This window comes from Rhizobium sp. NLR16a (assembly GCF_017948245.1).
In the GTDB taxonomy this organism is placed as follows: domain Bacteria; phylum Pseudomonadota; class Alphaproteobacteria; order Rhizobiales; family Rhizobiaceae; genus Rhizobium.
This window is the reverse complement of the sequence record NZ_CP072865.1, coordinates 963,295-980,247: the sequence shown is the minus strand read 5'-3', so window position 1 is coordinate 980,247 and position 16,953 is coordinate 963,295. Positions and strand designations below refer to the sequence as shown.

The window sequence follows — 16,953 nt, the reverse complement described above, 5'->3', positions numbered from 1 at the left end:
CATGCACCGCTCGCTCACAAGCCGCTCTGCACTCGCCCTCCTGTTTGCCCTCGCTTTTGCAGGCGGCGCGGCCGCCCAGCAGGCGCCCGCGGCCTCGGCTCCGGCAGCCCCCTGCGGCGGCGATCTGTCTGCCTTTCTCCAGGGCGTCAAGGCTGATGCGGTCGCCGCAGGCGCCAGCGCCGCAGCCGCCGACGAGGCGCTGGCCGGCGCCGAAATCGATCCCAAGGTCCTGAGCCGGGATCGCGCCCAGGGCGTCTTCAAGCAGACCTTCCTAGAATTCTCGCAGCGCACCGTCAGCCAAGCCCGTCTCGACATCGGCCGCCAGAAGATGAAGCAATATGCCGACGTCTTTGCCCGGGCCGAGCAGGAATTCGGCATTCCCCAAGGCGTCATCACCGCATTCTGGGCGATGGAAACCGATTTCGGCGCCGTCCAGGGCGATTTCAACACCCGCAATGCTCTGGTGACGCTGTCGCACGACTGCCGCCGCCCAGAACTCTTCCGCCCGCAGCTGATCGCCTTGATCGAGATGGTCGAGCACGGCGACCTTGACCCCGCCACCAACACCGGCGCCTGGGCCGGCGAGATCGGCCAGGTCCAGATGTTGCCGCGCGACATCATCGCCTATGGCATGGACGGCGACGGCGACGGCCATGTCCGCCTGAAGCAGAGCGGCCCGGACGCCATCCTGACGGCAGCGAAATTCATCCAGCATCTCGGCTTCGAGCGCGGTCAGCCCTGGCTGCAGGAAGTCACCCTGCCCGACAACCTGCCTTGGGAGAAATCCGGCCTTGGCGGCGCAATGAAGGCCAGCGAGTGGTTCGCGCTCGGCGTCAAGCCGCGCGACGGCAATACGGCCTTCGGTGAGCTCGAGGGCGATCTGGTCCTGCCGCAGGGCCGCATGGGACCGGCCTTCATCGCCTACCCGAATTTCAAGATATATCTCGAATGGAACAAGTCTTTCATCTACACGACCTCGGCCGCCTATTTCGCGACCCGCCTTTCCGGCGCCCCGACCTATCTCAAGGGCGCGCCGGAACAAGGGCTTGCCAACGACCAGATGAAGACGCTGCAGACCAAGCTGCAGTCGCTCGGCCACGATGTCGGAGAGATCGACGGCATTCTCGGTTCCGGCACGCGTATCGCGATCCAGAAGGAACAGCAGCGCTTGGGGATACCGGCCGACGGCTGGGCGACGCCTGCCCTTCTCAACGCTCTCTGATCGCCGCTGACGTTTACCGCCACCCGTTTTGCAAGAAACGGGTGGCGGCATTTGCCGCTTGGGCTAAAGCTTCCTGATGAAGAACCGGTGCCGGTTGCGGACGGTTCGCTTGCGGTGGAGGAAGCGGCATGGACAGCAAGATGAATGCCTGGACTTGGGGGCTGCTGGTCCTGCTCGGCCTGATCTGGGGCGGCTCCTTTTTCTTTGCCCGCATCGCCGTCCAGCACGTGCCACCGCTGACCCTCGTCTTCCTCAGGCTGTTGCTCGCCGCGCTCGCGCTGCATGTCTATATTGCCGGGCGTCTTGACATCTATTCGATCTTCAAGGCCCGCTGGCGCGAGTTCCTGATCCTCGGCGTCATCAACAATGTCCTGCCGCATGCCCTGATCTTCTTCGGCCAGACCCGCATCGGCGCCGGGCTAGCGGCGATCCTGAACGCGACGACGCCGATCTGGACGGTGCTCATCGCCAATTACCTCACCTCGGACGAGAAGCTGAGCTCGGCCAAGATCGCAGGCTGCCTCGTGGGTCTCCTCGGGACGATCGTGCTGGTCGGCCCCGGCATCTCCGCCGGCAGCGAAGCCGCGCTCTGGGCGCTGCTGTTTCCGGTGCTCGCCGCCGTCTCCTACGGTTTTGCCGCCACCTACGGCAAACGTTTCAAGGGCGTCCCTGCCGCGGTCACCGCCGCCGGCCAGTTGACCGCATCCTCACTGATCGCTCTGCCATTGTCGCTGCTGGCCGATCGACCCTGGGCACTGACCATACCGCCGCTCGAAGTGCTGCTTGCCATCCTGGCGCTGGCGCTGCTTTCGACCGCCTTCGCCTATATTCTCTATTTCAGGGTCATCGCGACCGCCGGCGCCACCAACGCCTCGCTCGTCACGCTGCTGGTGCCGCCGAGCGCCATCCTTCTCGGCGTGCTCTTCCTCCGCGAAAGGCTCAGCCTGAGCGAATTCGCCGGCATGGCGTTGATCGGTTTCGGCCTCGTCATCCTCGACGGGCGCGCCTATCGCCTGCTGGCCAAGCCCGCCTGACCTCAGGTTGCATTTTTCGTATGTTTTCAACCAGTTGCGGCTTCGCCAAGTTTCGGGCGCATAGGTAAATTCGCAGTCGCCTGATTTAACGCCGTGTTAAAATGTGTGAAGAAAAATTTTCTCGAAATTATCGTTTTGTCTCATGGCCTTAGGAAAATGATGTTCGACTTGTCCACTGGCCGTTTCGGCAGCGCAGCATAAAATCCGCTTCCCAACCGACATATTTCAGACATAATATCCGACGGCTAACGCGAGGAGACAGACATGGGACTCACGCAATCCTTGAATGTTCTGTTGGTCAGTGCAGCGTTTGCTTTCGTCTTATCCATGCTCTTCATTTGAGCCGGAATGACGGAGGCGGAATGCTGATAGTGCCTAAACTCCCCTGATCAATCCGCCAACGAAAAAGCGCAGGTCCCGCCCGACATGCGCTTTTTCACTTTTGAACGTCTGCAAGGATCAGGCGGCGGCTCCCGCGCTCTTTGTCGTTCGGCGGGCAAAGCCGAGATTGTCAAGCACCGCGGAAACCAGCGGCGCGCGATTCATCGTATAGAGATGGAAATCACCGATGCCGCGCCGGACGAGATCCTCGATCTGCTCGGCGGCAACTTCGGCCGCGACCTTCGCCCGGTCCTCGGGCTTATCGTCGAGGCCCGCGAAACGCTCGTCGAGGAAGCCAGGGATGACCGCGCCACAGGCGCCGGCGAAACGCTTCAACTGCGTCAGGTTCTGGATCGGCATGATACCTGGCACGATCGGGATCGAGATGCCGGCGGCGCGCACCCGCTCCAGGTAGCGCTCGAAATTGTCATTGTCGAAGAAGAACTGCGTCAGCGCCCGGTCGGCGCCGTTATCGGCCTTGCGCTTCAGCATGTCGATATCGGCGGCCGTATCACGGCTTTCCGGGTGCTTTTCCGGATAGGCGGAGACCGAAATCTCGAAATCACCGACCGACTTGAGGCCGGCCACCAGTTCTGCCGCATTGGCGTAACCGCCGGGATGCGGCTGATAGGGCGCGCCGACGCCGCCGGGCGCATCACCGCGCAAAGCCACGAAATGCTTTACGCCGACCTTGCGAAACGTATCGATCATATGATGCGTTTCCTCCTTCGTCGCACCAACGCAGGTCAGGTGCGAGGCGGTGGCAAGCGGCGTCTGCGACAGGAAACGCGTAACAGCAGACAGCGTCGGCGCCTTGGTGGTGCCGCCGGCGCCGTAGGTCACCGACACGAAATCCGGATCCCAATCCTGCAGCTTGCTGACAGTATCCCAGAGCTGCCCTTCCATTTCCTCCGATTTCGGCGGAAAAAATTCGAAGGAGATCCCGAAGTTGCGCCCGCGTCCTTCGCTTTTCAAAGCCATGTCATACTCTCCCGGCAAATGTGGGTTCGGCGCCTTCGCTCGTTTGCGAAGCCATGAGGCGCCTCGGATCGCGCGCGAGCCAGACGGTGACCGTCAACCCCTGCCCGCCCTGCTGACCCGGATGAAGATCGACGACCTGCTCGACGTCGAGCCCGGCCTTGCGCAACCAGTCGGACATCGCCTGGTGCGAAAAGCCGAGACGGACATGGGCATGTTCGTCTCTGAGATATTCGAGCGTGTGCGGCGCGAGGTCGATGACCACGAGCCGCCCGCCCGGCCGCAGCATGCGCGCCGCTTCCGCGATCGCAATCTCCGGCTGATCGAAGAAATGCAGCACCTGATGGATCGTCACAAGGTCGAAATCCTGCCCCTCGAACGGAAGGTTCAAGATATCGGCGTGGCGCACCGTCGCCTTGGTGATGCGGGACTTGTCGAGATTGGCGCGCGCCACGCTCAGCATGTCGCGACTGGCGTCGACACCGACAGCACGGCGGTAAAGTCCGGACAGGAGTTCGAGGATGCGGCCGGTGCCGGTGCCGAGATCCAGCAGCGAATCGATCGGCTGGTTGCCGAGCAGCCGAATGACGGCGGCGTCGACCTCCTCATCCGCCGCGTGCAGGCGGCGAAGCTCGTCCCATTCCGCGGCATTGCGGCTGAAATAGGCTTGCGCCCGCTCGGCCCGCTGGCGCTTGACAGCCGAAAGACGCTCGCCGTCACGAAGGATGGTCGGGTCGTTCTCGGAGACATGTTTCAGCAGCGCCCGCACCAGCATGGCCGCCTTGCCGTCCTGCTTGAGGCGAAAATAGGCCCAGGCGCCTTCCTGATAGCGTTCGATCAGTTCGGCCTCGCCGAGCAGCTTCAGGTGGCGGGAGATGCGCGGCTGCGACTGGCCGAGGATTTCAGTAAGATCGGTCACCGTCAGGTCGCCGCCGTCGAGAAGCGCCAGAAGACGCAGACGCGTGGGTTCTCCGGCCGCCTTCAAGACGTCCACCAGCCCATCCAGTCCCAGCTTCAAAGGTTCGCTCATCATTGGCCCAATCAAGATATAAAGATATCTTTATGTGATTTGAAAAGCGGTGGCAAGCGGCAATTCGCACTGTTCGCGAAATTGCCTGCGCAAATTGCGACGGGGTCGGACACGAAAAAGCCCCGGTCGAACCGGGGCTTCGGAAGCAGAAATGAAGCAGGGATCAGCGTGTCAGGCGCTTATGGGCCTGGCTGCCCGGATTGAGCGCATCCGGGCCGAGGCGACGGACCTTGTCCTCCTCATAATCCTCGAAGTTGCCTTCGAACCATTCGACATGGCCCTCGCCCTCAAAAGCCAGGATATGCGTTGCCAGGCGGTCGAGGAACATGCGATCGTGGCTGATGACGATGGCGCAACCGGCAAAATTCTCAAGCGCGTTCTCAAGGGCGCCAAGCGTTTCCGTATCAAGGTCGTTGGTCGGCTCGTCGAGCAGCAGAACGTTGCCGCCGGATTTCAACATCTTGGCGAGGTGAACGCGGTTACGCTGGCCGCCCGAGAGACTGCCGACCTTCTGCTGCTGATCGCCGCCCTTGAAGTTGAAGGCGCCGCAATAAGCACGGGAGTTCATGTCGAACTTGCCGAGCTTGATCACTTCGGCGCCGCCGGAGATTTCTTCCCAGACGGTCTTGTTGGGATCGAGCGCATCGCGGCTCTGGTCGACATAGCTGAGGTGCACGGTTTCGCCGATCCGGATCGTACCACCATCCGGCGTTTCCTGGCCGGTGATCATCTTGAACAGCGTCGTCTTTCCGGCGCCGTTCGGACCGATGATGCCGACAATGCCCCCCGGCGGCAGCTTCAGCGACAGGTCGTTGACCAGCGTGCGGCCGTCGAAGCCCTTGGTGATGCCCTCCATCTCGATGACCACCTGACCGAGGCGCTCGCTCACCGGGATGATGATCTGCGCGTCGCCGGGACGCTGCTTCTCGGCCGCCTCCACCAACTGCTCGTAGGATTTGATACGCGCCTTCGACTTGGCCTGGCGAGCCTTCGGGCTGGAAGCAATCCATTCCTGCTCGCGGCTGATCGCCTTCTGGCGTGATGCCTCTTCGCGGTTTTCCTGCAGCATGCGCTTGGCCTTGGCCTGCAGATAGGCGGAGTAGTTGCCTTCATAAGGGATGCCGCGGCCGCGATCGAGTTCGAGGATCCAGCCGGTGACGTTGTCCAGGAAGTAGCGGTCGTGGGTAATCATCATCACGGCGCCGGGATAGTCGCGCAGGTGCTTTTCGAGCCAGGCGATGGTTTCGGCATCCAGATGGTTGGTCGGTTCGTCGAGCAGCAGCAGATCCGGCTGCGACAGCAGCAGACGGCAGAGCGCGACGCGGCGGCGCTCACCACCGGAAAGATTGGTGACATCGGCATCGCGCGGCGGGCAGCGCAGGGCTTCCATCGCCATCTCGACCTGGCTTTCCAGATCCCAGAGGTTCTGGCTGTCGATGATGTCCTGGAGCTTCGCCCCCTCTTCCGCGGTCTCGTCCGAGTAGTTCATCATCAATTCGTTGTAACGATCGACGATCGCCGTCTTCGCGGCAACACCTTCCATGACGTTCTCGAAAACCGTCTTGGTGGGGTCGAGTTTCGGCTCCTGCTCGAGATAGCCGACCGTGGCCCCCTCGGCGAGCCAGGCTTCGCCGGTATACTCCTTGTCCTGGCCGGCGATGATGCGCAGCACAGTGGATTTACCGGCGCCGTTCGGTCCGAGGATGCCGATCTTGGCATCCGGGTAGAAGGAAAGGTGGATGTTCTCCAGGATCTTCTTGTTGCCATAAGCCTTGTTGAGGCCGGACATATGATAGATGAATTGACGTGCCATGCTGCGCTGCTCCGGGCGGGAAACTTCGTTTCGTGCCGCTATGTAGGCGAAACAGCGCCTGTGAGCAACGCCGAAACCCGTTTACGCCGGATTCCGGTCAGAAGCCCGCCGCATCGACAACGCCCTCGTCACAGCCGAACGTGGTTTTTCCCGCTGCCTGGATCAGATCGGCAAGGCCCGCGCTTTTTGCCGATGCCGTTCCCGCATCCGCAGACAGGCCGATCGTCAACTCGCTGATCACCCTGACATTGCCGGCTCGCCGGCAGCTCATCTTGACGCGCTCGCCCGCACCCGGCCCGAAGCTCTTGTCGAAAGCAGCCTTGATCGCCTCGGCCTTGACCGCCTTGCCGATATTGGCGGCAAAGAGATCGCGCACGGCCGATGTATTGAGCGCATCCACTAAATGGACGCCGACGCCGAAATAATCCTCAACGCTCATTTTCGTGCAGGTGCCATGCTTTATCCATTCGTGCCGTTCAAGGCCGGACTGGGTGCCGGGCATTGCCTTTGCAAGCGACGCCTGCGTCTCGGCCGAAAGCGCAACCGCGGGCAATGTATCCCATTTGCCGTCCTTGTCGGCAGCCTTCTGGTCCTCACTGACGCCGCAATAATCCTGCCGCATCGGCCACAGGCCGTGCAGCGAGAAATTCGTCGCGTCATGGCGCTCGCCGGTCTGGCTGGCGCATTCGGGCTTCTTCTGGTTCGTCTGGCAGAAGGCGGGCTGCCAGCTCGCAGCAAGAATGAAACGGGTACGGCCATCGGCCTCCTGCGCCACGGCAGCGCCGGCAAGGATCATCGACAAGGCGAACGTAAAGGTACGCAACTGCATGCTGCTCATTTCAACCCCCAAAGAAGAACAATGCAGGAACAGATAAGCACAAAGAGTAAACGGCAGCAACCCTGAATCGCAGCCGTGCCGAAATTTGTTATCGACTGCGCGTCGCCGGAAACAGCTGACTATTGCGGGGACCTCACTGTCTTAGAGTTACGCGAGCACCGTGTCGCACTTATAGTTGCAGCATATTCGCTTAAATCGATTCCGCTTTAAGGAATTATGCAGTAGCGATCTGCTCTGCTGGGGCGGGGAGGATCCGGATGTTTTCTGATACGCAAAGACTCGCGATAGGGGAAGCGTCTCTGGCCTATCACCATGCCGAGGCTACCCACCCGGCGCGCGGCGTCCTGTTGATATCGCACGGCCTGGCGGAGCATTCGAAGCGGTACGGCCGCTTTGCCGCGGCGATGGCGGCGCGCGGCTACCACGTCTATGCCCATGATCACCGCGGCCACGGCGAGACGACGGCGCCCGACGCGCCGATTGGCCGCTTCGCCGGCCGGGATGGCGTCGACCGGGTGATCGGCGATGTCCTTGCCGTGCGCGCCCATGCGGCCTCGCGCCATCCCGGCCTGAAGGTGATCCTCTTCGGCCATTCGATGGGCGGTCTCGTGGCGCTCAATGTCGCCGTCACCGCTCCGGGCGACTTCGACGCTGTCGCCGTCTGGAATTCGAATTTCGCCGTCGGCCTTGCCGGCCGAGCCGCCCAGGCGATCTTGCTTGCCGAGCGGATGCTGAAGGGCTCCGACGTGCCGAGCGGCCTCTTGCCGAAGCTCACCTTCGGAGCTTGGGGAAAATCGATCCCGGACCGCCGCACCGAGTTCGACTGGCTGTCCCGCCATGCCGATGAAGTCGACAAATATATCGGCGATCCGCTCTGCGGCTTCGATGCTTCGGTCTCGCTCTGGCTCGATCTCTTCGAACTGACGTTTCGCGCACCGCAGAAGCTCCATCTCGACCGGCTGCCGCGCGACATGCCGATCCATCTGGTCGGCGGCGGCGAGGATCCGGCGACGGGGCGTGGAAAAGCCATCCTCTGGCTGTCAAACCATTTGAAAGCGCAAGGCTTCTCTCGTATCAGCACTCGGATATATCAGGATATGCGGCATGAAACGCTGAACGAGATCGACGCCGAAGCGGCGACCGCCGCCTTCGCGGACTGGTGCGACGAGGCACTCGCAAGATCCTGAGCCAGAGAGATCCCATCATGAGCAGCACCTCCGCCCGGCCCGCTTCGTCCGCCTCCGAAGTGACGACGGGGCTTGCGCTGATGTTTCTTTCGGTGATGTTCTCGCCGCTCATCGACATCTTCGCCAAGCTTGCCGTCGTCACCGTCCCCTCCGCCGAGATCACCGCCGGCCGCTTCCTCGTGCAGGCGCTCTGCATGCTGCCGATCGTGCTATGGCGACGCAGCTTTACCGATTTCTCGTGGCGCCAGAGCCTGTTCCACGCCATCCGCGGCTTCGTCATCACCGTCTCGATGATCTCTTTCGTCACCACGCTGAAATATATGGCGGTCGCCGACGCGATCGCGATCTTCTTTATCGAGCCGATCATCGTGACGATCCTCGGCGGCATTTTCCTCGAGGAGACGATCGGCTGGCGGCGCTATACCGCCTGCGGCGTCGGCTTCTTCGGGGCGATGCTGATCATCCAGCCCAGTTTCGAGGAGGTCGGCTCCATCGCGCTCCTGCCTGTCGTCAGCGCGCTCTGCATTGCGATCTTCGTGTTGATGACCCGCGTCCTCTCGCACCGGGAGGACCCCTGGTCGATGCAGTTCCAGATGGGCATCTGGGGCTTGCTCTTCTGCGCTTTCCTGCTTTTTGTCGGCGAAGGAAGCGGCTCCGATCTCTTCGATCCCGTCATGCCTGCAGGCAGCGCCTGGTTCTACGTGGCCGGCGTCGGCGCCATGGCCGCGATCGCCGGCATCCTCGGCGTCTATGCCTTTCGTGCGGCACCGGCGTCGACGCTGGCGCCGCTGCAATATTTCGAGATCGTTTCGGCAACGATCTTCGCCTGGCTTGTTTTCGGCGATTTTCCGGATGCGATCAAATGGCTCGGCATCACGATCATTATGGCGTCGGGCTTCTACATCCTCTGGCGCGAGCGCCGCTTTGCTTCAAAGCCGGTATCCGATACATCTGAGGTGACGCTGGCGCCGTAGACACCGACGGGAGGAACATGACCGAGACCGCGACGAACATGCCGCCGCTTGCCGGCATCCGGGTGATCGAGCTTGCCCGCGTGCTCGCCGGCCCCTGGGCGGGCCAGATGCTTGCCGATCTCGGCGCCGACGTCATCAAGGTGGAAAATCCCGACGGTGGCGACGACACCCGCCAATGGGGACCGCCCTTCGTCGAAGGTGCCGACGGCGAAAATCTCTCGGCCGCCTATTACCACGCCGCCAATCGCGGCAAGCGCTCAATCACCGCCGACCTCAAGAGCTCTGAGGGCCAGGATCTCGTTCGTCGCCTCACAGCCACAGCCGATGTAGTGATCGAGAATTTCAAGGTCGGAGGCCTCGTCAAATACGGGCTCGATTACGACAGCCTGCGCAAGCAGAACCCGAGGCTCGTCTATTGCTCGATCACCGGCTTCGGCCAGACCGGCCCCTATGCCGGCCTCGCCGGCTACGATTACATCGTCCAGGGCATGTCCGGCTTCATGTCGATAACAGGCGAGCCGGACGGCCAACCGATGAAGGCGGGCGTGGCGATCGCCGACATCTTCACCGGCATCTATGCCGTCTCGGCGATCGAGGCCGCCCTGATCCATGCCCTGAAAACCGGACAAGGCCAGTTGATCGACATGGCCCTGCTCGACGTGCAATCGGCCGTCCTCGCCAATCAGAACATGAATTACCTCATCTCCGGCGCAGCACCGACCCGCCTCGGCAACGCCCATCCGAACATCTCGCCCTATGAGGTCGTGCCGACGGCCGACGGTTATCTCATCCTGGCCGTCGGCAACGACGGCCAGTTCCGCCGCCTGTCTACCATCCTCGGCCTGGAGACGATCGCGGATGACGAGCGTTTCTCCACCAACAAGGCCCGCGTCGCCAACCGCGGCGAGGTGCGCCGCCTGATCTCCACCGAGACGCTGAAATGGCAGAAGGCGGATCTCCTGAAGGCCTGCGAGCAGAACGCGGTTCCATCGGGCGCGATCAACACGATCGAGGAAATGTTCGCCGACCCGCAAGTGAAGGCTCGCGGTCTGCGCATCGACCTTGCCGATGCCGCCGGCACCGTCATCCCCGGGGTCAGGACGCCGGTGGGGCTGTCGGAAACACCATTGCGCTACGTCAGGCCGAGCCCGCGTCTCGGCGAACACAGGGAAGAAATTCTGGCGGAACTCGCCGAGCTTGAGAGGAAGACATCGTCATGAAGAAGGTATCATTATGAAACAAACGGGCGGGGAACTGATCGTCGAGGCGCTGAAGGCGAACGGTGTCAAACGCCTCTCCTGCGTGCCCGGCGAGAGTTTCCTCGCCGTGCTCGACGCCTTGCGTGACAGCGATATCGACGTCCTCGTCTGCCGGCAGGAAGGCGGGGCGGCGATGATGGCGGATTGCTGGGGCAGGCTCACCGGCGAACCCGGCATCTGCATGGTGACCCGCGGCCCCGGCGCCACCAACGCCTCCGCCGGCCTGCATATATCAAGGCAGGATTCGATCCCGATGATCCTCTTCATCGGCCAGGTGCAGCGTGATGCACGTGAGCGCGAGGCCTTCCAGGAGGTCGAATTCCGCCGCGCCTTCACCGAATTCGCCAAATGGGTGGGTGAAATCGACGATGCCGCCCGAATTCCCGAATTCGTCACCCGCGCCTTTGCGATCGCAACCTCCGGCCGTCCCGGCCCCGTGGTGCTGACGCTGCCGGAAGACATGCTGCGCGACGAGGTCGAGGCGCCCCTCGCCAGGCGTTATGCCAACGTCGAGGCGCATCCCGGCCCCAGCCAGATCGACGATCTCTATCTGCGTCTGCTCAAAGCTGAGCGACCGGTGGTGATCCTCGGCGGCACGCGCTGGGATGCCGATGCCGTCGCCGATTTTGCAATCTTCGCCGAGCGTTTCCAATTGCCGGTCGGCTGCTCCTTCCGCCGGCAGATGCTGTTCGATCACCTTCATCCCTGCTATGCCGGCGATGTCGGCATCGGCATCAATCCGGCGCTCGCCAAGGAGATCAAGGAGAGCGACCTGGTGATCCTGCTCGGCGCCCGCATGTCGGAAATGCCCTCGTCGTCCTACACGCTGATCGACATCCCCTACCCCCAGCAATCGCTGGTCCACGTCTATCCCGATGCGTCCGAACTCGGCCGTATCTATCGCCCGGATCTGGCGATCTGCGCGGCACCGGCCGATTTCGTCGCTGCACTTACCGATCTGAAAGCGCCGACCGAGCCGCACTGGGCGGAGCGCACGGAGCGCATGCACCAAGCCTATCTCGCCTGGTCGAAGCCGCCAGCGATAGGTCCTGGCGCTGTCCATATGGGACCGATCATGGAGTGGCTGGAGGCGAATACCAGGCAGGACGCAATCTTCACCAACGGCGCCGGCAACTATGCCACCTGGCTGCATCGCTTCCATCGTTTCCGCCGCTTCAACACCCAGGCCGCGCCCACCTCCGGCTCGATGGGTTACGGGTTGCCCGCCGCGGTGGCCGCCAAGCGGCTTTTTCCCGAGCGTGAGGTCATCTGTTTTGCCGGCGACGGCTGTTTCCTGATGCATGGCCAGGAATTCGCCACCGCCATCCGCTACGGTCTGCCGATCATCGCAATCGTCGTCAACAACGGCATGTACGGCACGATCCGCATGCATCAGGAGCGCGAATATCCCGGCCGCGTCAGCAGCACCGATCTCACCAACCCCGACTTCGCGGCCCTTGCCCGCGCCTATGGCGGCCACGGCGAGACGGTGGAAAACACGGAGGAATTCGCCCCGGCTTTCGAGCGCGCGCGAAGAAGCGGCAAACCGGCGATCATCGAGGTGAAGCTCGATCCGGAAGCGATCACACCGACCAGAACGCTTTCGGAAATCGCGCAAACAAAAAGCCGGTAAGGGCGCCCCACCGGCTTTGAGAGACGGAACTGCGGCGAACTTAGTCGAGCGCAGCCGTAACGATGAACTCGACCTTGTATTTCGGCGCGGCGAGCTTGGCTTCGCTGGTGGCGCGTGCCGGCGGATTGGCCGGATCGATCCAGGCTTCCCAGGCTGCGTTCATCTCGCCGAAATAAGCGATGTCGGAAAGATAGACGAGGGTCTGCAGGATCTTCGACTTGTTGCTGCCGGCGGCCGCCAGCAGACGGTCGACTTCGGCGAGCGCAGACTTGCACTGATCGGTGACGCTTTCGCCCTCACCCACCTGGCCTGCGAGGTAGACCGTGTTGCCGTGAATGACGGCGCCGCTCATGCGCGCGCCGACGTCGATACGCTTAATGCTCATTATCGTCTCCTGCATCAATGAAAGGTGCCGGCGCTGAGGTTCAACGCCGGAAGTAGGAGCCCGGAAAGGGCGGTTAATTGCGGATATGCTGAGTTTTCTGATAGATCGCCGTCGAGCGCGCGCCCGAGCGGCAATAGCCAAGCATTGGCCGCGGGAATTCGTCGAGCGCGTCGACCATGCCCTGCACTGCCTCTTCGGTCACGCCCATCGGTCCAACCGGCACATGAGCGATGTCGAGTCCGAGCTCTTTGGCACGCGCCTCGATGACGGAAAACGACGCCTGGTCGGGGCTTTCATGGTCGGGGCGATGGCAGACGATCGATTTGAAGCCCAACGCCTTGATCTCATCGAGGTCCTCAAGCGTGATCTGTCCCGAAACCGAATATTCATCGTCGAGCTGGCGAATATCCATCGTCTTGTCTCCTCAAAGATCGTGGGCTGAAGGTCTACGACGGGAGGCCCGCAAGCGTCAACAACACTTCACTCACAGGAAGGCAAAGGTCAGCGCATAGCTGCGGCTTTCGCCCGGGGCGAGCATGTTGAATTCACCGGCCGCATGAAGCTCGTCGCGCAATACCCAGCGATGCGACACCGGCTCGATGCCGATAATATGAGCGGGTGCCTTCTGGTTCCGCCAAACCTGCAGATAAGGCAGCGTATCGGCGCGGAAGCGCACGTTGAGCGTCCTGCCGCCAATTGCGGCGATCGGCCCGAGCCGGACTTCCGCCGAGCCCTCCTCCGTCGCCGTCGCCGGCACACAGAAGATGCCGCCGGGCTCCTCGCCGAATGTCCAGGGGAAGCCGCCATTCTCCAGCATCCGGCCTTCGAGCCGCGTGCCGTCGTCCAGCCATTTGCCGCCGACATTCATATGGTACATCAGGAAGGTCGGCACCGCCTGATCGCTGGTATTGATAACCCGGTCTTCGAGCCGCACCTCGCCGTTCGCGCCGTCGATCCGCCACAGCCGCTCGATGCGCTGCGGCAGTCCCTCGACCGTGGTAATGTCGACATCGGCGCGGCATTCGGCATTGCCATTCTCGTGTTTCGTCCACAGGATCTTGGCGGCGTGGCCGGAGGCCGATCCGTGCAGCGGATAGACCTTGCCGTCGGCACGGCCGGCGATCGGCTGGCGATGGCGGATATGGTCCGGGCCGCAGGTGAAGAGGAAACCTTCGAGCGAGTGATCGATTCGCGGATCGCCATCGTCCGGAATGGCACGCTTTGGCGCAATATCGACGCCGTCGACAATGCATCCGCCGATATCGAGCACCGATGTTTCATCCAGCATCAGGCGCGGCCCGCTTGCAGCGGCAAATTCGATCATCTCGGTCTCCTCAAGGTTAGCGGCCGCCGTAGCGTTAGAGCTTTTCCGGGTTAGATTGCAGCATTCTGTTGGCTCAAACGGGTCGGATGGTCGACCGGCCGGCGCGCGTCGTAGCCAAGCTCTACGGCCAAGCCGGCCGGTCGATCAGCCGCCCTGTTTCAGCCAACCCTCCCGCAAATTTGGCTGGCAAATCTGCAAGACTTTGGAATCGCCGGACGCACATCGCTACGCCACGGCGAAGCGGTGCGGCCGGTGGGCCGGGCATGTTTCCGCCAGGATCAGAGGCGATCGGCTCGGACGTACCTTGGGGTATGCCCTTCGCCAATCGCCTTTGCCCTGACGAAAACCTGCTCCGGCAGAATGCCGCAGTCTAACCCGGAAAAGCTCTAAGTTTCGCGCCCTCTTTCGTCAATCGCGCCGTTCTCCTCTTGCGCTTTTGCCGCAACCGTGGATTTTGCGGAACGGACACAAGGATGCAAACGTTTATGAGTAAAAGGAAATCTTAGGGATTTTCATATTTTGTTCAGCACGCTTTCATAAATTCCACACTAGCGTCAAAATTCGCGGGTGTGTGTCGGCCCAGTCACTGTTCGAGGTGTGAGACGTGAATCGCTTTTTGAAGTCGGCATTTTCGCTTGCGGCCGTGCTGGCAGCCGTTGCGGCTGCAGCACCGCAGGCCGGCGCGCAGCAGTTTCGTGACCGTCGCCAGAGCGATGTCGTGCTGGTCACGCCGAACGGCGAAATCCTCGATTATGTCCCGCGCGGCTTTGCCTATGCCCGCGACCGCAGCGGCAACCGCGTGCTGATCGACGCCTACGGCAACGTCGTCGCCACCGAAATGCGCGCCCGCGGCTACTATCCACCACGGCCCGGCCCGCGCGAGGTTTATACCGACCAGGGTGGCAACGATCCCTATTATGCCGACGACAATTCCTATGGCGATACGCGTTATTCCGAACGCGGCGCCGTCACCGGTGGCATTCCGCGCGACGCTGCAATCGAGCGCCTGCCGCTCGGCGAGGAGCCCTATCCGAACGACAACAGCATTGGCAATCCGCAATCGGGCGACGATTACGCTTCGATCGATCCCGATCAGCAGATCCCGCCCGCCGATGCGCCGAAGGCAGCACCCGACGAGCCCGTGATCACGCTGAAGAACAAATCGAAGCCCGAGATCGTCGCGCTGCAGGTCTTCCTCGACCGCGCCGGCATCTCTCCCGGCGTCATCGACGGGCACATGGGCTCGAACGTCACCAAGGGCATTTATGCTTACGACCAGATGACGGGGTCAAAGCTCGACCCCAACGACACCGATGCCATTCTGGAAGAGCTGCGCATGAACGGCGGCCTGCCCGTCGTCAGCTATACGATCACGCCGGCCGATGCCGCCGGCCCCTTCGTCGCGGAGATCCCGGAAGATTATTCGCATAAGGCGCTGCTGCCGTCGCTCGCCTATACCTCGACCACTGAAATGCTGGCCGAGCGTTTCCATATGGACGAGGCCTTCCTCAAGGAGATGAATCCCGGCGCCGATTTCAGTGTTCCCGGCACGGTGATCAAGGTCGTCAATCCCGGCGAGATGAAGACCGGCGAGGTCGCCCGCATCATCGCCGACAAGGGGCGCAAACAGGTTTTCGCCTATGACGGCACCGGCAATCTTATCGCCGCCTACCCGGCTTCGATCGGCTCAACCGACACCCCCTCCCCGTCCGGCACGGTGACGGTCGAGCGCGTCGCGTTCAATCCCGGTTATACCTACAACCCGAAGATCAACTTTCAGCAGGGCGCCAACGACAAGATCCTCAACATTCCCCCAGGCCCGAACGGCCCGGTCGGCACCGTCTGGATGGCGCTTTCCAGGCCGACTTACGGCATCCACGGCACGCCGGAGCCCTCCAAGATCGGCCGCACCCAGAGCCACGGCTGCATTCGCCTGACCAACTGGGATGCAACCGAGCTTGCGAAAATGGTCAAGCCCGGTGTGACGGTCGAGTTCGTCGACTGAGCCAAAGCCAAACTGGTCACCAACGATAAGGCCGCCGGATCGCCCCGACGGCCTTTCTGTTTCAATGCTTGGGTATTCAGGCCGCCGTCGCCATGCGAGCCGAGGCTGTCAACCGAACAGGCACCTTGCGCATGATTTCCTGGGCGAAACAGGCGGCGTTCTCACGCGCCTTGTCGAGATTGCTGACGCGCGTGGGGTCCATGGTCTGCAGCGTGCCGCCACAGTCGAAGATGTCGCGGAAGGCCGAACGTTCGATAATCGCCGTGTCCAGCACCGGCACGTGCCGCTCGCTGAGCAGCGACTTGACGAGTTGCAGCGCCCGGGTCGTCACCTTCGAGCTGACGCGGGTCAGCACCACCGAATGGCCGATCTTGATGCCTGCCTTCTCGTCCAGATACTGCAGCAGTTCGAGCACCTGCGCGCCGCCGCGCGCATCCATGGCACAGCCCTGGATCGGGATCAGTACATGGTCGGAAAGACCGACGGCGGTGGCAAGCAGCGGATTGCGCGCGCCCGGCAGGTCGACGATGAAATAGTCGGTATTATGCTTGTTTTCGCTGATATGCTGCGGCAGCGAGGCGGTCGTCACGAAATCGATCACTGAAATATTAGGCACGTGCCCCGATATCTCGTGCCAACGTGAAATCCAATGCTGCGGATCGGCATCCAGAATGGTCACGCGATAGCCCTGACGGGCAAGCTCGGTCGCGAGCAAGAGAACAGCGGTCGTCTTGCCGGCGCCGCCCTTGGTATTTGCGAATGTAATGACTGGCATGTTCGGTCCTCGGAGGAAATGGCGCGAGCCGGCATCGCTCTTGTGCGCACTGTCGGAGCATCGTGCGGTTAACCCATCCTTTACAATCATGGTTAACAAATTGCGAACGCGCGCG

Annotated in this window: 15 protein-coding genes; 7 read left to right on the top strand and 8 right to left on the bottom strand. The window is 62.1% G+C overall.

Annotation, left to right across the window (positions count from 1 at the left end):
* Nucleotide 1: 1 nt before the first annotated feature.
* Both J7U39_RS04540 and J7U39_RS04535 read left to right on the top strand, forming a co-directional pair.
* A complete protein-coding gene (locus J7U39_RS04540) occupies nucleotides 2-1,222 on the top strand; it encodes a lytic murein transglycosylase (protein WP_210630596.1) in 1,221 nt (406 codons plus the stop codon).
* A gap of 128 nt (nucleotides 1,223-1,350) precedes the next feature.
* On the top strand, nucleotides 1,351-2,256 hold the full coding sequence (locus tag J7U39_RS04535) for a DMT family transporter (protein ID WP_210630595.1): 906 nt from the start codon (nucleotides 1,351-1,353) through the stop codon (nucleotides 2,254-2,256).
* A 459-nt stretch (nucleotides 2,257-2,715) separates the two neighbouring features.
* Here J7U39_RS04535 and metF read toward each other — a convergent pair whose 3' ends face one another.
* From metF to J7U39_RS04515, 4 genes are all read right to left on the bottom strand, one after another.
* Nucleotides 2,716-3,618 carry a methylenetetrahydrofolate reductase [NAD(P)H] gene (gene metF, locus J7U39_RS04530; protein WP_210630594.1) on the bottom strand — a complete coding sequence of 301 codons (903 nt, stop codon included), beginning with the start codon at nucleotides 3,616-3,618 and terminating at the stop codon, nucleotides 2,716-2,718.
* Nucleotide 3,619: 1 nt separating this feature from the next.
* Complete coding sequence (locus J7U39_RS04525) at nucleotides 3,620-4,645, bottom strand: metalloregulator ArsR/SmtB family transcription factor (RefSeq protein WP_210630593.1); 1,026 nt, start codon at nucleotides 4,643-4,645, stop codon at nucleotides 3,620-3,622.
* A 163-nt stretch (nucleotides 4,646-4,808) separates the two neighbouring features.
* Complete coding sequence (gene ettA, locus J7U39_RS04520) at nucleotides 4,809-6,458, bottom strand: energy-dependent translational throttle protein EttA (protein ID WP_210630592.1); 1,650 nt, start codon at nucleotides 6,456-6,458, stop codon at nucleotides 4,809-4,811.
* Nucleotides 6,459-6,555: 97 nt separating this feature from the next.
* On the bottom strand, nucleotides 6,556-7,296 hold the full coding sequence (locus tag J7U39_RS04515) for a ribonuclease (protein WP_210630591.1): 741 nt from the start codon (nucleotides 7,294-7,296) through the stop codon (nucleotides 6,556-6,558).
* 257 nt (nucleotides 7,297-7,553) lie between these two features.
* Between J7U39_RS04515 and J7U39_RS04510 the strand changes: the two genes are divergently transcribed.
* From J7U39_RS04510 to J7U39_RS04495, 4 genes are read left to right on the top strand one after another with little or no spacing between them, the layout of a single operon-like run.
* Complete coding sequence (locus J7U39_RS04510; protein ID WP_210630590.1) at nucleotides 7,554-8,483, top strand: alpha/beta hydrolase; 930 nt, start codon at nucleotides 7,554-7,556, stop codon at nucleotides 8,481-8,483.
* A gap of 17 nt (nucleotides 8,484-8,500) precedes the next feature.
* Complete coding sequence (locus J7U39_RS04505) at nucleotides 8,501-9,457, top strand: DMT family transporter (protein WP_210630589.1); 957 nt, start codon at nucleotides 8,501-8,503, stop codon at nucleotides 9,455-9,457.
* Nucleotides 9,458-9,474: 17 nt separating this feature from the next.
* Nucleotides 9,475-10,677 (top strand): CaiB/BaiF CoA-transferase family protein, encoded by a 1,203-nt coding sequence (locus J7U39_RS04500; RefSeq protein WP_210630588.1) that lies wholly within the window; start codon nucleotides 9,475-9,477, stop codon nucleotides 10,675-10,677.
* Nucleotides 10,678-10,690: 13 nt separating this feature from the next.
* Nucleotides 10,691-12,349, top strand: a complete 1,659-nt coding sequence (locus J7U39_RS04495) for a thiamine pyrophosphate-binding protein (RefSeq protein WP_210630587.1) — start codon at nucleotides 10,691-10,693, stop codon at nucleotides 12,347-12,349.
* A 40-nt stretch (nucleotides 12,350-12,389) separates the two neighbouring features.
* Here the strand turns inward: J7U39_RS04495 and J7U39_RS04490 are convergent, their stop codons facing one another.
* The 3 genes from J7U39_RS04490 to J7U39_RS04480 all read right to left on the bottom strand — a co-directional run bounded on the left by J7U39_RS04490 (nucleotide 12,390) and on the right by J7U39_RS04480 (nucleotide 14,058).
* On the bottom strand, nucleotides 12,390-12,734 hold the full coding sequence (locus tag J7U39_RS04490; protein WP_097593761.1) for a RidA family protein: 345 nt from the start codon (nucleotides 12,732-12,734) through the stop codon (nucleotides 12,390-12,392).
* Between the two features lie 73 nt (nucleotides 12,735-12,807).
* Entirely contained in the window at nucleotides 12,808-13,146 is a 339-nt protein-coding gene (locus J7U39_RS04485; protein ID WP_210630586.1) for a TIGR01244 family sulfur transferase, read from the bottom strand.
* Nucleotides 13,147-13,218: 72 nt separating this feature from the next.
* Nucleotides 13,219-14,058, bottom strand: a complete 840-nt coding sequence (locus tag J7U39_RS04480) for a DUF4432 family protein (protein ID WP_210630585.1) — start codon at nucleotides 14,056-14,058, stop codon at nucleotides 13,219-13,221.
* A 604-nt stretch (nucleotides 14,059-14,662) separates the two neighbouring features.
* On the opposite strand from J7U39_RS04480, the gene J7U39_RS04475 reads away from it, so the two are divergent.
* Nucleotides 14,663-16,063, top strand: a complete 1,401-nt coding sequence (locus J7U39_RS04475) for a L,D-transpeptidase (RefSeq protein WP_210630584.1) — start codon at nucleotides 14,663-14,665, stop codon at nucleotides 16,061-16,063.
* Between the two features lie 76 nt (nucleotides 16,064-16,139).
* Here the strand turns inward: J7U39_RS04475 and J7U39_RS04470 are convergent, their stop codons facing one another.
* Complete coding sequence (locus J7U39_RS04470) at nucleotides 16,140-16,838, bottom strand: ParA family protein (protein ID WP_210630583.1); 699 nt, start codon at nucleotides 16,836-16,838, stop codon at nucleotides 16,140-16,142.
* Nucleotides 16,839-16,953: the final 115 nt, after the last annotated feature.

What these genes read in the sequence shown, in the direction of transcription:
- J7U39_RS04540 (WP_210630596.1), top strand. Translation starts at nt 2, where the DNA reads ATGCACCGCTCGCTCACAAGCCGCTCTGCACTCGCCCTCCTGTTTGCC.
- J7U39_RS04535 (WP_210630595.1), top strand. Translation starts at nt 1,351, where the DNA reads ATGGACAGCAAGATGAATGCCTGGACTTGGGGGCTGCTGGTCCTGCTC.
- metF (WP_210630594.1), bottom strand. Translation starts at nt 3,618, where the DNA reads ATGGCTTTGAAAAGCGAAGGACGCGGGCGCAACTTCGGGATCTCCTTC.
- J7U39_RS04525 (WP_210630593.1), bottom strand. Translation starts at nt 4,645, where the DNA reads ATGAGCGAACCTTTGAAGCTGGGACTGGATGGGCTGGTGGACGTCTTG.
- ettA (WP_210630592.1), bottom strand. Translation starts at nt 6,458, where the DNA reads ATGGCACGTCAATTCATCTATCATATGTCCGGCCTCAACAAGGCTTAT.
- J7U39_RS04515 (WP_210630591.1), bottom strand. Translation starts at nt 7,296, where the DNA reads ATGAGCAGCATGCAGTTGCGTACCTTTACGTTCGCCTTGTCGATGATC.
- J7U39_RS04510 (WP_210630590.1), top strand. Translation starts at nt 7,554, where the DNA reads ATGTTTTCTGATACGCAAAGACTCGCGATAGGGGAAGCGTCTCTGGCC.
- J7U39_RS04505 (WP_210630589.1), top strand. Translation starts at nt 8,501, where the DNA reads ATGAGCAGCACCTCCGCCCGGCCCGCTTCGTCCGCCTCCGAAGTGACG.
- J7U39_RS04500 (WP_210630588.1), top strand. Translation starts at nt 9,475, where the DNA reads ATGACCGAGACCGCGACGAACATGCCGCCGCTTGCCGGCATCCGGGTG.
- J7U39_RS04495 (WP_210630587.1), top strand. Translation starts at nt 10,691, where the DNA reads ATGAAACAAACGGGCGGGGAACTGATCGTCGAGGCGCTGAAGGCGAAC.
- J7U39_RS04490 (WP_097593761.1), bottom strand. Translation starts at nt 12,734, where the DNA reads ATGAGCATTAAGCGTATCGACGTCGGCGCGCGCATGAGCGGCGCCGTC.
- J7U39_RS04485 (WP_210630586.1), bottom strand. Translation starts at nt 13,146, where the DNA reads ATGGATATTCGCCAGCTCGACGATGAATATTCGGTTTCGGGACAGATC.
- J7U39_RS04480 (WP_210630585.1), bottom strand. Translation starts at nt 14,058, where the DNA reads ATGATCGAATTTGCCGCTGCAAGCGGGCCGCGCCTGATGCTGGATGAA.
- J7U39_RS04470 (WP_210630583.1), bottom strand. Translation starts at nt 16,838, where the DNA reads ATGCCAGTCATTACATTCGCAAATACCAAGGGCGGCGCCGGCAAGACG.